15 protein-coding genes are annotated in these 14,239 nt (G+C 42.1%); 6 read left to right on the plus strand and 9 right to left on the minus strand.

The window, feature by feature from the left end; translation table 11 throughout:
- Positions 1-8 precede the first annotated feature (8 nt).
- The 7 genes from PNC201_RS13625 to PNC201_RS13655 all read right to left on the minus strand — a co-directional run bounded on the left by PNC201_RS13625 (position 9) and on the right by PNC201_RS13655 (position 6,620).
- Entirely contained in the window at positions 9-641 is a 633-nt protein-coding gene (locus PNC201_RS13625) for an NADH:ubiquinone reductase (Na(+)-transporting) subunit D (RefSeq protein WP_010372200.1), read from the minus strand.
- Complete coding sequence (locus PNC201_RS13630; RefSeq protein WP_102057371.1) at positions 641-1,390, minus strand: Na(+)-translocating NADH-quinone reductase subunit C; 750 nt, start codon at positions 1,388-1,390, stop codon at positions 641-643. Before PNC201_RS13630 ends, PNC201_RS13625 begins: the two co-directional genes overlap by 1 nt.
- The gene (locus tag PNC201_RS13635) at positions 1,380-2,582 is read right to left on the minus strand and encodes an NADH:ubiquinone reductase (Na(+)-transporting) subunit B (RefSeq protein ID WP_010372204.1); all 1,203 of its coding nucleotides are present in this window, start codon (positions 2,580-2,582) and stop codon (positions 1,380-1,382) included. The genes PNC201_RS13630 and PNC201_RS13635 overlap by 11 nt, the downstream gene beginning before the upstream one ends.
- 2 nt (positions 2,583-2,584) lie before the next feature.
- Complete coding sequence (locus PNC201_RS13640) at positions 2,585-3,928, minus strand: Na(+)-translocating NADH-quinone reductase subunit A (protein WP_010372207.1); 1,344 nt, start codon at positions 3,926-3,928, stop codon at positions 2,585-2,587.
- 442 nt (positions 3,929-4,370) lie between these two features.
- Entirely contained in the window at positions 4,371-5,561 is a 1,191-nt protein-coding gene (gene fabV / locus PNC201_RS13645; RefSeq protein WP_102057372.1) for an enoyl-ACP reductase FabV, read from the minus strand.
- A gap of 105 nt (positions 5,562-5,666) precedes the next feature.
- Entirely contained in the window at positions 5,667-5,981 is a 315-nt protein-coding gene (locus tag PNC201_RS13650) for a BolA family protein (RefSeq protein ID WP_010372214.1), read from the minus strand.
- Positions 5,982-6,026: 45 nt separating this feature from the next.
- A complete protein-coding gene (locus tag PNC201_RS13655; protein ID WP_102057373.1) occupies positions 6,027-6,620 on the minus strand; it encodes an alpha-ketoglutarate-dependent dioxygenase AlkB family protein in 594 nt (197 codons plus the stop codon).
- Positions 6,621-6,658: 38 nt separating this feature from the next.
- Here PNC201_RS13655 and PNC201_RS13660 point away from each other — a divergent pair, with 38 nt between their 5' ends.
- From PNC201_RS13660 to PNC201_RS13675, 4 genes are read left to right on the plus strand one after another with little or no spacing between them, the layout of a single operon-like run.
- Entirely contained in the window at positions 6,659-7,789 is a 1,131-nt protein-coding gene (locus PNC201_RS13660) for a methyltransferase (protein ID WP_102057374.1), read from the plus strand.
- Positions 7,790-7,793: 4 nt separating this feature from the next.
- A complete protein-coding gene (locus PNC201_RS13665; RefSeq protein ID WP_010606093.1) occupies positions 7,794-8,351 on the plus strand; it encodes a YajG family lipoprotein in 558 nt (185 codons plus the stop codon).
- On the plus strand, positions 8,351-8,968 hold the full coding sequence (locus tag PNC201_RS13670; protein WP_010606092.1) for a peptidylprolyl isomerase: 618 nt from the start codon (positions 8,351-8,353) through the stop codon (positions 8,966-8,968). Before PNC201_RS13665 ends, PNC201_RS13670 begins: the two co-directional genes overlap by 1 nt.
- A gap of 9 nt (positions 8,969-8,977) precedes the next feature.
- Positions 8,978-10,363 carry an AmpG family muropeptide MFS transporter gene (locus tag PNC201_RS13675; RefSeq protein WP_010606091.1) on the plus strand — a complete coding sequence of 462 codons (1,386 nt, stop codon included), beginning with the start codon at positions 8,978-8,980 and terminating at the stop codon, positions 10,361-10,363.
- A gap of 44 nt (positions 10,364-10,407) precedes the next feature.
- Here PNC201_RS13675 and PNC201_RS13680 read toward each other — a convergent pair whose 3' ends face one another.
- Positions 10,408-10,650, minus strand: a complete 243-nt coding sequence (locus PNC201_RS13680; RefSeq protein WP_017216404.1) for a helix-turn-helix domain-containing protein — start codon at positions 10,648-10,650, stop codon at positions 10,408-10,410.
- A gap of 740 nt (positions 10,651-11,390) precedes the next feature.
- Positions 11,391-11,729 carry an iron-sulfur cluster insertion protein ErpA gene (gene erpA / locus PNC201_RS13685; protein WP_010372235.1) on the minus strand — a complete coding sequence of 113 codons (339 nt, stop codon included), beginning with the start codon at positions 11,727-11,729 and terminating at the stop codon, positions 11,391-11,393.
- Positions 11,730-12,065: 336 nt separating this feature from the next.
- Between erpA and PNC201_RS13690 the strand changes: the two genes are divergently transcribed.
- Positions 12,066-13,748, plus strand: coding sequence for a chloride channel protein (locus tag PNC201_RS13690; RefSeq protein ID WP_010606088.1), 1,683 nt, complete (start codon positions 12,066-12,068; stop codon positions 13,746-13,748).
- 20 nt (positions 13,749-13,768) lie between these two features.
- Entirely contained in the window at positions 13,769-14,203 is a 435-nt protein-coding gene (locus PNC201_RS13695; protein ID WP_010606087.1) for a CopD family protein, read from the plus strand.
- Positions 14,204-14,239: the final 36 nt, after the last annotated feature.

The raw sequence follows: 14,239 nt of genomic DNA on the forward strand, positions 1-14,239 counted from the left end.
CTCTCCCCTTATGCCTTCGCTTCTACTTGCTCTTTCTTCCAAGTACGTAGTGCCCAAATAAATGCACCTACGATGAAGAACGAACTGAATGGCATAACTAGTAGACCCATAGGCTGATACCAACCACCTTCAGAGATAAGTGGTAAGATTTCAACGCCAAACAATGTGCCCGCACCGAATAGCTCACGGATAAAGCCAACTGTTAAAAGCACAACAGAATAACCTAAACCGTTACCAATACCGTCAAGGAACGACATTGTTGGTGGTGACTTCATTGCGTATGCTTCTGCACGACCCATTACAATACAGTTAGTAATGATAAGGCCGATGAACGTTGATAGTTCTTTTGCTGTTGAATAAACAACGGCTTGAAGCACTTGGTCTACAACGATTACTAAAGATGCAATAATCGTCATTTGGACAATGATACGCACACTTGAAGGAATGTGATTACGGATCATTGAGATAAATAAACTTGAAAACGCAGTAACCAATGTCAACGCAATTGACATGATAAGTGCATTTTTAAGGCTTGAAGTTACCGCTAGTGCAGAACAGATACCCAACACTTGCAGTGCAATCGGGTTGTTCGCAAAAACAGGACCAAACAAGACTTCCTTCATTTCTTTTGCATTAGCCATTAGTTCAATGCTCCTTTACGTACTTTCGCAAGGAATGGACCAAACGCTTTGTCGCTTGTCCAGAAATCTACTGTATGATCAACACCATTAGAAGTAAGTGTCGCACCAGATAGACCATCTACCTTGTGTTCGTTACCGCCAGCACTACCTTTAACAACGTCGATAGGAAGCTCTTTTCCTTCCCAAAGTGCAGTCCACTTAGGGTTTTGGATTTCGCCACCAAGACCAGGAGTTTCACTGTGCTTATAAAAGTTGATTGACTTAATCGTCTCACCATCAGCTTCTAGCGCAATGAAGCCATACATCACACCCCAAAGGCCATAACCTTGGATTGGTAGAATGATAGTGGACACTTTACCTTGGTCATCTTTTGCAAAATAAACTGGAGAGTTATTTGTGATACGTTGAATACCCGCTTTGTCTTCTTCTTTTGAAAGCTTGTAACTACGTTTGGCATCAAACTTAGTCGCTTCAAAATCAAAAGTTTCCGCTTTAACGTCTTCAACAAACTCACCCGTTTTAAGACTAACAACACGTGATTCGATATTTTGGTTAAAAACTTCAGATACGTTTTTAACTTTATCGTAGCCAGCAACGGCTAAAATGTTACGCTGAATATCTTCGTTTTTGTTTGCTTGCTGCATAGGACGAAGCTGAACCGAAGCAAAAGATACTACGATTGCACACACTAAACATAAGCCAACAACTACGCCGAGCGTTTTGCCCATTGATTCATTATTAGTTGACACGTGCCAATCTCCTCTTCACATTTGACTGCACTACGAAGTGGTCGAATAGTGGAGCAAAAAGGTTAGCGAATAAGATTGCTAACATCATGCCCTCTGGGTATGCCGGGTTAACAACACGGATAAGCACAACCATTACACCGATTAGCGCACCGTATAACCACTTACCTTTGTCTGTGAAAGACGCAGATACTGGGTCTGTTGCCATAAAGAACATACCAAATGCAAAACCACCAAGTACTAAGTGCCAGTGCCAAGGCATAGCAAACGCAGCGTTTGTTTCAGAGCCAATTGCATTTAGAACGAATGACATTACAACCATACCAATGAATGTACCTAGTACGATGCGCCATGAAGCGATACGAACATAAACAAGGAACAAACCACCAAGTAAGATTGCTAGTGTTGATGTTTCACCTACAGAGCCTTGGATAAAACCGTAAAACGCGTTAAACCAAAGGTCCATATTGCTGTAGTCTAGTGAACCTGCAGTCGCTTGACCTAAGTAAGTTGCACCAGAGAACGAATCAACAGCTGTCCACACTGTGTCACCAGAAATGTCAGCAGGGTACGCAAAGAATAAGAACGCACGGCCTGCAAGTGCTGGGTTTAGGAAGTTACGACCTGTACCGCCGAAGATTTCCTTCGCGATTACAACACCGAACGTAATACCTAAAGCAGCTTGCCATAGCGGAATTGTTGCAGGCAGGATAAGCGCGAATAACACTGAGGTTACGAAGAAGCCTTCGTTTACTTCGTGCTTGCGAACTGACGCGAATAACACTTCCCAGAAGCCACCAACCGCAAACACAGTTGCATAAATAGGCAAGAAGAAACACGCACCATAGAACGTCTTGGCGCCCCACCCGGCATCAGCGGTTAATTCTCCGCCAAGCGCTTGGAAGATAGCTACCTGCCAAGTATTAGCAAGCTCAAAACCGTTACCTAGTGCAAGTGCAGCTTGGTGACCGATGTTGAACATACCAAAGAACATTGCAGGGAACGTCGCCATCCACACTAAAATCATAATACGTTTTAGGTCGATGTTATCACGAACGTGCGTTGCACCTTTGTTTACATAACCAGGAGTATAGAAGATAGTTGCTACGGCTTCGTAAAGCGCGTACCACTTCTCGTGTTTACCACCAGGTTCAAAGTGAGGTTCAATGTCTTCTAAAAATTTCTTTAAGGCCATTTTTAACCTTCCTTCTCGATAGTAGTCAGGCAATCGCGCAGGATTGAACCGTACTCATATTTGCCCGGACATACGTAAGTACATAGTGCTAAATCTTCTTCATCTAGCTCTAGTGCACCCAACGAAATCGCAGAATCTAGATCACGTGAAATAAGATCACGTAATAATAGCGTTGGCAAAATATCGAGTGGCATAACACGCTCATAGTTACCGATTGGTACCATCGCACGCTTAGAACCACCAGTAGACGTTGTCATCTTGAACAAACGGCTAGGTGTTAAGTGTGAAATGAATGTACGTGTTACTGAGAATTTGTCACTACCCGGAGCGATCCAGCCAAATAGCTCTTTCTCGCGACCTTCAAGTAAAACTGATACTTGAGTATGGTAACGACCAAGGTAAGCGTGAGGGCCAGTTGCTGTTTTACCAGCTAACACAGAGCCAGAAATGACTCGGTTATCACCGTCTTCAAGCTCGCCTGCAACTAAATCTGTTAGCGACGCACCGACATGAGTTTTTACTAAGCGAGGGTTCTTAACTCGAGGACCTGCTAGAGCAATAACTCTGTCTGAGTAGATTTCACCTGTCAGGAACAACTTACCAAACGCGATGACATCTTGATAACCAATGTGCCAAACTTGCTTGTTTGTACCTACAGAATCTAGGAAGTGAATGTGAGTACCCACGTTACCTGCTGGATGCACACCTGCAAACTCATGAACTTCTACTTGTGAGATAGAAGAACTAGGTACATTAGCACCCGCTTTCTTACACACAAATACTTTGCCTTCAGTCAAACGAGATACAACCGCTAGACCCGCTTCAAACGCTTCCACGTTTTCTGCGATGATAACAGCAGGATCTGCTGCTAACGGATTAGTATCTGTTGCTGTCACAAAGATTGAGCTAGGTGTTGCACTCGGCACAGCGACACGGCTGAATGGACGTGCACGAAGCGCTGGCCATTGACCAGACTCGATTAGCACTTCCTTCACTTTTTCAGAGTCTAAGTTGCTTAAATCAGCAGCTGAAAACTTCTCGAAAGTGATTTGCTCGTCGCCTTGAACTTCGATCACAACGGATTGAAGTACACGCTTAGCACCACGGTTAATTTCTTTAACTACACCAGAAGCTGGCGCAGTAAACTTGACGCCTGGGTTCTTTTTATCTTCAAAAAGAACTTGGCCTTTTTTGACTTGGTCATCCACACGAATATGCATGGTAGGACGCATACCGATGAATTCTTCACCTAGCACAGCTACTCGTTTGACAGCAGAACCATCATGAATAACTTGCTGAGGTGCGCCCTCTATTGGTAAGTCCAGACCTTTTTTTATGTTGATCATACGCACTTGCATTACATTAACGGAAAGAAACTGAAAATATCTTTAGTCACCACAGCGCCACCTCGTTTGTACTAAGTATTAGGTATAAAGAGCAGAAAGTTATGAGTCCGGATAGGGTTCCCAAACAAGCCCCTTTAAAATACCTCTCAACGCGCACAAAAAAGCAGCGTCGTGATAAAAGTCCTCACATATTTCTCTGATTTTAACATTAATCGTACTGAGTATGCGAGTGGAATTATGAAATTAATACGACTTTAACGTGGATTTAGATTAGTTGAAAAATCCATCACTGGAAGGAGTATAGACCAAAGTTGCATAGATAAAATTTTTCTTACCCTAATCTGCAAAATAAGTAAAAATTCACGGTCAAACAAAAACGGGCAAAGTACCAATTAGCACTTTGCCCGCAAAATCAAAAACAGTGAGATCAAAAACCGTGAAATTAAACTAGGTGATTAATTTCTACCGTTGCATCCACATCAGCTTCGTAATCTACGCCGTCAACCCCGAAGCCGAATAGCTTCAAGAATTCGTTGTGATAACCAACATAATCCGTCAATTCATCAATTGTATCTGTGTCAACAGTATCCCAAATAGTTTGCACACGAGCTTGAACGCCGTCTTCTAGTTCTTTATAGTTTTGGAACAAGTGACCGCCATCATCAAAGCGTGGTGATTGACCATATAGATTTTCAGTAAACAACCCATGGATTTGCTCAATTGTGCCCTCATAAGTTCCATCACCTTTCATCACTTTGAATAGCGCAGAGATATAAAGAGGCATAATTGGAATAGCAGAGCTCGCCTGTGTCACTACCGCATTCAAGGACGATACATACGCTTCGCCTTTAATATCCGCTGTGGTTTCACGAATTGCCAGCGTCGCACGGTCCAAGTCTTCTTTTGCTTTACCAATCGTTGCATGACCGTATATTGGCCAAGTCAACTCTTTACCGATATAAGTGTATGCCGTTGTTTTGAAACCATCAGCCAGTACATCAGCTTGCTTAAGCGCATCAATCCAAAGTTCCCAGTCTTCACCACCCATCACTTTAACCGTATTGGCGATTTCGTCTTCGTTAGCAGCTTCAACTGTCATTTCATCAATAACGCGCTTTGAAGTATTTAGATTTTTAGTCGTGATAGCTGAGCCAATTGGCTTAAGTGTTGAAGAATAAACTTCATCTGATTTAGGATCTTTACGACGAGGAGACGCAAGGCTATATACCACTAAATCTACTTTACCCAATTCAGCTTTGATTGTGTCGATAGTTTTTTGCTTCAACTCATCAGAAAACGCATCACCATTGATATTTTTAGACCATAAACCCGCTTCTTCTGCAGCTTGCTGGAATGCAGCCGTATTATACCAACCCGCTGACGCGGTTTTCTTCTCTGAGCCTTCTTTTTCAAAGAAGATACCTAGCGTTTTCGCACCGGCACCAAATGCAGCGGTGATACGCGACGCCAAGCCATAGCCTGTCGATGCACCAATTACTAATACATTCTTAGGACCATTTTCGATTTGGCCTTGTTGTTTTACGTATTCAATCTGTTCTTGAACGTGTGCAGCACAGCCTACTGGATGCGCATTAGTACAAATAAATCCACGAATTTTTGGTTTGATGACCATAAGAGATCCTATCCATTGATTTGATACAAAATAAAAGTGAGATTGGTCTCACTTTATTAAAATTACTGCGTAGTGTACTGGCAGATATGTAAAACACACATCTGATCAGCTATCGAACTTAGAGCCACCCAAGCATTTTGGTGACTCTGGCGTCTGACCTTCTTTGTCCGAAAACTCTTCTGGTGTATAGGCATGAATGGCCAAAGCGTGAATATGGTTTTGTAATTCATCTTTTAGCACTTCATTGATCTTTCGGTGACGTTGCAGCAGCCTCTGGCCGATAAATTGTTCGCTTACAACAATGACTTTAAAATGAGACTCTTCGCCACGGCTGTGCATATGGCTTTCATTGATAACGTTCAGATGCTTGCACGCAACGGCTTCAGCTATTTTGTCATAAATCTGTGATTGCATTGACATTATACTTTGTCTCCTTGAGCAATTCGTGACGCTACTATACGCCGTTCAGCGCGTATTTCCAACACTTCGAAAAGTGAGATTAATACGCCCCTGAGTCACCTTGGCCTGCTTTGGCAAAGCATGTTGATAATCGCGCTGACTATCACCTTGCATTACCAATAGGCTGCCAGTTTCCAATAAAATGTCGGTTACAGAGTGGCTTACTTTGTGGCGTATTTTAAATTTGCGGGTCGCGCCAAGCGACAGTGAAGCGATTGTGGGCGTCAAACCAAGTTCGGGTTCATCATCACTGTGCCAGCCCATACTGTCTTGACCATCACGATAAAAATTAGCCAATACCGCATTAAAAGGAATATTAAATCTGCGTTCTAGCGTTTGTCTCATCCCAAGCAATACCGAAGGCCAAGGAGCATTTTCAAGTCGCTTTCCAGAATAACTGTAATGCACGTCAGGGTCGGCAATAAATCGTTCAAGTCGAGGCGTTTGATGGGTCTTACCAAATAAGGTGATGGTATTTTGCTGCCACGCAAGGGTATTCAGTAGTACATTATATAGCGCTAGACTTTTATCGAAGCTAATAGCCTGTGCTTGATAGCTAAAACCGCACGGCAAGTTCCGTGCTTTGTCTACTGCTCTCATGTTAAACTACCCGCTGCTTTTATTTATAGAACATTCACATGACGACTGATGCAATTCTAGCCGGAAACCCTTTTACGCTACATAGGTTTCCACTCGATCAAAAAAATCGTAGCTTACAAGCTTGGGATTCAGCCGACGAATACCTGTTAGATTATGTCTTTGAACATCACCGCGATGCAAATCGTATTCTCATTCTCAACGATAGTTTTGGCGCATTATGCTGTGCACTTGCTGACAAGCACTGTACGGTAGTGACCGACTCTTATGTGAGTACCCTCGCCTATGAGTATAATTTAGAGGCCAACGAACTTGCGGACGCTAAGGTTGATGTACTCACTAGCATGGATGAGCTGCCAAAAGATATCGATCTGATATTAATAAAAATTCCCAAAAACTCAGGGCTATTGCAAGCGCAACTTGCACAGTTAAGTAAACTGACTACAGACATTCCCGTAATTGCGGCTGGCAAAGCAAAAGAAATTCACACCTCAACATTAAAAAGCTTTAGCCACTTTTTGACGGAGCCAACGACTAGCTTAGCGGTAAAAAAATCGCGTTTAGTGTTCAGCAAGACGTCAGCCAAAGCCATTGATAGTAAATTCCCTGTGTCTTGGCCGCTGGAAAAAACCAATTTTGCCTTGTCGAATGAAGCAAATGTCTTCTCACGAGATTCTCTTGATATTGGCGCACGTTTTTTTATCAATTACCTTCCTATGGGGAAAAAACCATTGAAGGTCATTGATCTCGGCTGTGGTAACGGTGTTATTGGATTGATGACGCTCGCAAAAATGCCAAATGCCACCGTCACCTTTATCGACGAGTCGGCGATGGCTGTGCATAGCGCGGAGCAAAATATCGTCAATAACCTACCCGAGCGTGTTGCTGATTGTCAGTTCGTACAAAACGACTGCCTTACGGGTTTTGAAAATTACGGTGCGGATCTGATACTGTGTAACCCGCCATTCCATCAGGCCAATGCAATCACCGATCACATCGCTTGGCAGATGTTTTTACAAGCTAAGGCAGCGCTTCGCCATGGGGGAGAGTTAAGAATTATCGGTAACCGCCACTTGGAATATGACGACAAACTCAAGCGCTTATTCGGTAACAGCAAGACACTAGGCAACAACAAAAAATTCACTGTTTTAAGTGCAATAAAAAGGAGCTAACTTCATGCGTTTTTCATTGCTGATTATTCTGCTAACCTTGATACTCGTGGGCTGTGAAAGCTCACCACGCAGTGTCATTCTTCATCCGGAATATCAAGGTCCTTCGTCAAACGCGCTTGCCGCCAACGTGGCGGTACAAGTAAACGACCTACGGACTACAAAATACACCATTCGCGTGAAGAACCAAGAACCCGCACTTTACGTACCCGATGCTAATTTACCGGTTAACTTCAATCAGGTATTAACGCAAGCACTCACTGCACATGGCGCGCAAATAACACCGGTTGCAGCAACGCAAGTCACTGTGGATATCAATCGCTTTAAAGCCATTATTGAGGAGTCTTTCTCGACTCACCAAAGTGATGCTGAAGCTGACGTCACCGTACTGATAAAGCAAGGCACTCGCAGTTTCAAAAAGCAATATAAAGGTAGCGCTAATTTAAATGGTCCACTAAAACACGACCAAGCTAAAATCGAAGAACAGCTCAACAATCTAGCTCAACAGGTTGTTACTCGAATCATTCAAGATCCTGAATTTATTCAATTTGTGAGAGGAAGTTAATGAAAAAAATAATTCTAAGCTTAACCATCCTATTATTAAGTATGAATGTATTTGCCGAAATGAACGGTAAATTCGTACAAAAGAATAACCTATTCCCTCGAGTTCAAATCAATACTAGTAAAGGGCCTATTATTGTCGAACTAGACAGATCGAGAGCGCCTATAACAGTAAATAACTTTTTAACTTACGTTATTAACAAAGATTATAACGGCTCTGTCTTTCATCGAGTTGAGCGTGATGAAGCCAACGAAAAAGACTTTGTTATCCAAGGTGGAGGTTACGACAAAGAGTACGATGGTATGTTTGAGCGCGAAGCTATCTTCAATGAAAGCGGTAATGGCTTGAAAAATGATATGTACACCATTGCCATGGCCTACCAAGACAACAAACCACACTCAGGTACTAGGCAGTTTTTCTTTAATATGGATGACAACGATCACTTGAACCCGGGAAGAGGCTGGGGTTTTGCCGTATTCGGGAACGTCTCTGAAGGTTATGAAACACTGGACGCAATTATGAAGGTGGAAACCGGCTACAATGAAAAACTTGGCTATACCTTTATACCTAAAGAGCCCGTCATTATTCTTTCAGTTGAAGTATTAAAGCAGCCAGAGTAATTACCTTTTATGTTGATATCATCTAGCTTTTCGCAATATCTCGGTTATTACAAAGACAAACGTCTATTAACTGTCTTTGCTTTTGGAATAAGTAGCGGTTTTCCTTGGGTATTGATTGGCTCTGTGATGTCAGCTTGGCTTAAAGATGAAGGGTTAAGCCGTAGCACCATTGGCCTATTTGGCCTAGTATATGGTGCCTATACAATCAACTTTTTGTGGTCCCCACTCGTTGACCGAATAAAAATCCCCCTACTGTACAATCGCTTAGGGCAACGACGAAGTTGGATAGCAGGTTGTCAGTTTATTATTATTATTGCCACCTTTGCATTAGCCACTATTTCAATTAAAGACCATCTTTCACATGCCGCATTATTGTGCTTTATTATTGCGTTATTTTCAGCTACCCAAGATATTGCAATAGATGCTTATCGCATCGACATTTTACCAGAAGACGAAAGTGAAAAGGCAACGGCAGCGGCAGCGATGGCGACTTCAGGTTGGTGGTCTGGCTATGCCTTACTTGGTGCAATTCCATTCTTTATGGCTGATTTACCCGGCTTTAGTTGGCCCATTATCTATCAGATGCTAAGCGTCATCGTAGTGTGTTTATTAGTTGTCACTTTGTTGGCAAAAGAACCAAAATCTCATCGGGAGCAAGTACAAGCACAGCTACAGAAGAGTTACGAGCATAAACTTAACCACAGCGCATCATCAAATGCTTCTAAAAAGATCTATGCCTGGCTTGCTGTGACTCTGGTTGAACCCTTTAAGCGATTTTTTGAAAAGAATGGGGTTAAAACTGCATGTGCACTACTCGCCTTTATTTTCCTATTTAAGATAGGAGAAGCTTTCTTAGCCCGTATGTCCATCGTATTTTATAAAGAAGTGGGGTTTTCAAACACCCAAATTGGGCAATATTCTAAGCTTGGTACCGGTGTGATCACTATCGTATTTGCTTTTCTTGGCAGTATCTTTAACCATAAATACGGTATCGTAAAGGGCTTATTTATTAGCGGCGTTGCTATGGCCGCATCAAATTTAATGTTCTCTTGGATTGCAATTGCAGGACCTAAAGAACACCTTTACGCACTGGCAATTGTAGTGGATGGCTTTACCCAAGCTTGGTCACTAGTAGCGATGGTAGCATTTATTTCTATGCTCTGTGATAGAGCTTTTAGCGCAACCCACTATGCCTTACTTGCATCACTTGGCAGTTTAGGCCGTACTGTGCTGTCTGGCTATAGTGGTTTTGTGATAGATGATTTGCTTGGAGGTAATTGGGCACTCTTCTTCGCGCTAACTGCGCTTATGGTGCTTCCGTCGTTATTGTTTTTATATTTAATTCGGCACAAGCTTTATGCTATTGAAAAGGCGTATCATGCTAACAAAGACTAGAGGTGCAGGTCCTTGCACCTTTTACGTTTTTGCTAACTAAACGCTTATTGATCTTCTTTGATTAGCTGTAAGCCCTCATAAGGATCAACTTCTAACGCTTCGCAGTAACGTAAAAACTCAATGACATCCAATCGACGCTCTTGGTTTTCAATTTTACCGATGAATGAATGAGGCGTACCCAACACCTGCGCAAGACTACGCATTGTGTGACCTTTCTCGTGGCGCTTTGATTTTAGCCACTTCGTTAGTTTGCCGTTTTCTTCAGAAGAAACCGTTTTACCCATCATAATTAAACATCTCCTACTAGATGAAAGACTAAATTATCTAAATGAAATATGCCCGTCTCATTTAGCTATTATCTAAATATTACAGTTGTAGCTTATCGAAGAACTCTACAATGCAAAATGTTAAGCCTGTATGAACTCAGCACTTTGTCTTTAGAACTCGATCAAGCCTACAGTTTACCCCGAATGCGGTACAACTTACCAGCTAGCTGCGATAAATTGTGCCAAACCAGTGACACGTAGACAAAATGTTAACTTGTCCCTATGTACCCAATTAGGTATAGACTAAAACACGCGTAACACCTAATTAATTTTTACTTTTTATTAATTCATTAAGGGTTGTAATATCCAGTAACACTTTAACAAATTTTTTAAAAAATGTACCAGTATTTGAAATAAATTATTTTTCTTTAAAAAATAAAAACTTACAGCTAACATTTACTAAGTGGTTAAAAAAGAGGCTATTACTAGATGATTCGATTACTGTTTTTACTGCCAATTCTATTGTGCTTAGGCTGGGTTTACTTCCTTCGTTCAAACGGCGTGCCGCTTAAGCAAGGGAAAAAAGGCTTTATCTACATCTTAGTATTTTCATCTTTTGTTTTAGGTTTTTTTGTCTTAATGATGTATCTAACAGGTAGTTTGTGAAAAATAAAGCAAATTGAGTTTTGATGGGCAGAAACAAAAAGAGCCATGACAAAAGCATGACTCTTTAGCTTAGCAGAACGTAGTGCGAATAATGTCTAGACGCTGAAACTTGCACCACAGCCACAAGTGGTTGTTGCATTGGGATTATTCACAAAGAAACGTGCGCCCTCAAGCCCTTCGGTATAATCTACGATACCGTCAATTAGATACTGAATACTCATTGGATCGACAACCATAGTGACACCGTTTTTTACGATTTCCAAATCACCTGGATTTACTTTTTCATCGAAAGTGAAACCATATTGAAAGCCTGAGCAACCGCCACCCGTTACATACACGCGTAGCTTAAGATTGGCATTCTCTTCTTCTTCAATAAGTTCCTTTACGCGGCTTGCAGCAGCGTCAGAAAACTGAATTGGTAATTGTTCAGACATAGATTTAGACCCCTAATCCTGTAATCTGCAAATTATCTAATACCTGAGTATTTTAATCAAGTATAGCGTTTGTACCAGTCACATTTGTTAAGCTACCTCTTTTTAAAGAAAAAGAGAGCCCCATTGATTACACCGCAAAATTTTTCTATTTTTTCCCATCGAGAAACTTTTAACTCTATGTGCTGCAAACTTATGCGCCCATATTGATATAAATTGGTAATAGCACGTTTAACCAAGGAAAATATGACTATTGCCTTAGTTAAGTTGCGTTGGCACAAGGACTTAGTATAAAAAATTTGATATTCTTAAACGGTTTACTATTGTGGAATGACGTTCATGTCGTTGGATACATTAAGACGAAGCCTTGCAAAACCTAAAACTTCAGCGCAACTGTGCCTACTTGGTGCCGGTGCAGGCCTGCTTGCAGCGATACTTATCATTGCTTTTCGTCTTACTATTGAATTAATCCAAGGCACATTTCTCGATAAACCAGATGACTTTACTGAGCTTTCTGAGCTACATCGACTATTTTTGCCTGTCCTTGCCGCGCTACTCATCGCTGTCTTTGCTGCTTTGACAGGGTTTAAGCACTACCGTTTGGGCATTCCATATGTGATCAATCGGATCAAACACCACTACGGTCATATGCCAATTTGGAATTCTGCCAACCAGTTTTTTGGTGGTGCTGTTGCTTTGATCAGTGGTTTCTCTGTTGGTCGAGAAGGACCATCTGTACACATGGGGGCTACAGCTGCAAGCGTTTTATCAGAGCGTTTACATCTACCACTCAATGCTGCGCGAACTTTGGCCGGATGCGGTGTAGCTGCAGGTATTGCCGCCTCATTTAATACCCCACTCGCGGCAGTGATATTCGTCATGGAAGTCGTGCTCCGGGAGTATAAAATCCACATTTTCGTTCCCGTGATGTTGGCTTCAGTGATCGGTGCGATGAGCACACAATATGTGTTTGGTAACAGTTCCGAGCTGGCACTAATTCATATCACCCCGTTGAGTTTTTGGCATTACCCTTATTTAATTATTTGTGGTGCAGCATTAGGGGCAGTTGCTTTTGCCTTTAATCAAAATCTAATGCTGATCATCAAAACTTTTAAGCCCATCAGTATGTTTCCTCGTCTTCTATTAGCGGGTTTAATTGCGGGATTAATTGGCTATGCCGTACCAGGGGCCATGGGCTCAGGTATGAGCGCTATCACCCAAGCAGTTGAATCTCCGCATAACTTACAACTACTTACCACAATTTTGATTGCCAAGCTGATGGCAACTTTATTTGCGATTGGACTTGGTATTCCCGGTGGTATTATTGGTCCAGTGATTGGGCTTGGGGTTATCATGGGCACCTTAATGTCTTTCTTTGCCCAGTTTATAGAGCCAAGCGTTGATGTTGCAGGAACTTATGGTGTACTCGGTATGGCAGGCTTACTTGCTGCGACTTTGCACGCCCCGCTTGCTGCGCTTACTGCGGTGATGGAGCTGACTTCAAACCCAAAAATAATCGTTCCAGCTATGCTGGTGATCACCACCGCTTACGTTACGGCTTTACAGGCGTTTGGCAATCGCTCCATTTTTATTCAACAACTGGACTTTCAAGGACTACCTTACCAAGTATCGCCCGCAAAAGAGGCATTGCAGAAAGTGGGGATAGTGGCTGAGATGGATGAGAATTTTAAACTGCTCTATTCCGACGACAAAGAGCAAATAAAAGAAACCCTATCCGCGGTTGATAGCCAAACACCGCTTATTGTTTATGACGAACAAAGCGGCTACCGCTTAGCCGAATACGATTTGAACTTAATCTCCGAGGGCAGCGTATCGGTCTCTTATATCGAGCTGCAAGGATTAAGCACACAAGCGACCTTAGCAGATGCTTTTGATGTGCTAAAAGATAAACGTTCAGGCGCGGTGTATATATACAATCAAAAGGATGATAAACAAATACTTGGATTATTGCGATGGGACCAAATTCGTCACATACTCACCACCAGAAACAGTTTACTCTAGCCTAAAAAGTGGAATTTATAATGAGCTTATTGCTAACGTATAAAGCCTTACATATCTTTTTTATGATTGCCTGGTTTGCAGGGATTTTTTATCTGCCACGCCTCTTTGTATACCACGCGATGACTGAAGAAAAATCTTGCAGCTCAATGCTCAAAATCATGGAGCGCCGCCTACTCTATTTTGTAACCCCATTTGCTATTCTCACCGCTGTGTTTGGGGTCTTAACGATTACAGAATACGGACGCGAATGGTTTAAGCACAGTATGTGGCTGCACTACAAGCTGACTTTAGTGATTTTACTTTATATTTATCATGGCTATTGCTTTAAATTGCTTGCCGATTTCAAACATGATCGCAATCGTAAAAGTGACAAGTTCTATCGTTTTTTCAACGAATTTCCCGTGCTAATCCTATTAGCCATTGTCTTTCTTGCCGTTTTAAAACCTGCACTGTAACCGTGCATTATTGGGGGTACTTGGGTATAATATGCG

This window comes from Pseudoalteromonas sp. NC201 (assembly GCF_002850255.1).
Lineage (GTDB): Bacteria > Pseudomonadota > Gammaproteobacteria > Enterobacterales > Alteromonadaceae > Pseudoalteromonas.

Excerpts from the sequence above, each read along its gene's own strand:
- PNC201_RS13670 (WP_010606092.1), top strand. The coding sequence starts at position 8,351 with ATGAAAAAAATAATTCTAAGCTTAACCATCCTATTATTAAGTATGAAT.
- PNC201_RS13680 (WP_017216404.1), bottom strand. The coding sequence starts at position 10,650 with ATGATGGGTAAAACGGTTTCTTCTGAAGAAAACGGCAAACTAACGAAG.
- PNC201_RS13665 (WP_010606093.1), top strand. The coding sequence starts at position 7,794 with ATGCGTTTTTCATTGCTGATTATTCTGCTAACCTTGATACTCGTGGGC.
- PNC201_RS13650 (WP_010372214.1), bottom strand. The coding sequence starts at position 5,981 with ATGTCAATGCAATCACAGATTTATGACAAAATAGCTGAAGCCGTTGCG.
- erpA (WP_010372235.1), bottom strand. The coding sequence starts at position 11,729 with ATGTCTGAACAATTACCAATTCAGTTTTCTGACGCTGCTGCAAGCCGC.
- PNC201_RS13635 (WP_010372204.1), bottom strand. The coding sequence starts at position 2,582 with ATGGCCTTAAAGAAATTTTTAGAAGACATTGAACCTCACTTTGAACCT.
- PNC201_RS13655 (WP_102057373.1), bottom strand. The coding sequence starts at position 6,620 with ATGAGAGCAGTAGACAAAGCACGGAACTTGCCGTGCGGTTTTAGCTAT.
- PNC201_RS13660 (WP_102057374.1), top strand. The coding sequence starts at position 6,659 with ATGACGACTGATGCAATTCTAGCCGGAAACCCTTTTACGCTACATAGG.
- fabV (WP_102057372.1), bottom strand. The coding sequence starts at position 5,561 with ATGGTCATCAAACCAAAAATTCGTGGATTTATTTGTACTAATGCGCAT.
- PNC201_RS13640 (WP_010372207.1), bottom strand. The coding sequence starts at position 3,928 with ATGATCAACATAAAAAAAGGTCTGGACTTACCAATAGAGGGCGCACCT.
- PNC201_RS13625 (WP_010372200.1), bottom strand. The coding sequence starts at position 641 with ATGGCTAATGCAAAAGAAATGAAGGAAGTCTTGTTTGGTCCTGTTTTT.
- PNC201_RS13695 (WP_010606087.1), top strand. The coding sequence starts at position 13,769 with ATGAGCTTATTGCTAACGTATAAAGCCTTACATATCTTTTTTATGATT.
- PNC201_RS13690 (WP_010606088.1), top strand. The coding sequence starts at position 12,066 with ATGTCGTTGGATACATTAAGACGAAGCCTTGCAAAACCTAAAACTTCA.
- PNC201_RS13675 (WP_010606091.1), top strand. The coding sequence starts at position 8,978 with ATGTTGATATCATCTAGCTTTTCGCAATATCTCGGTTATTACAAAGAC.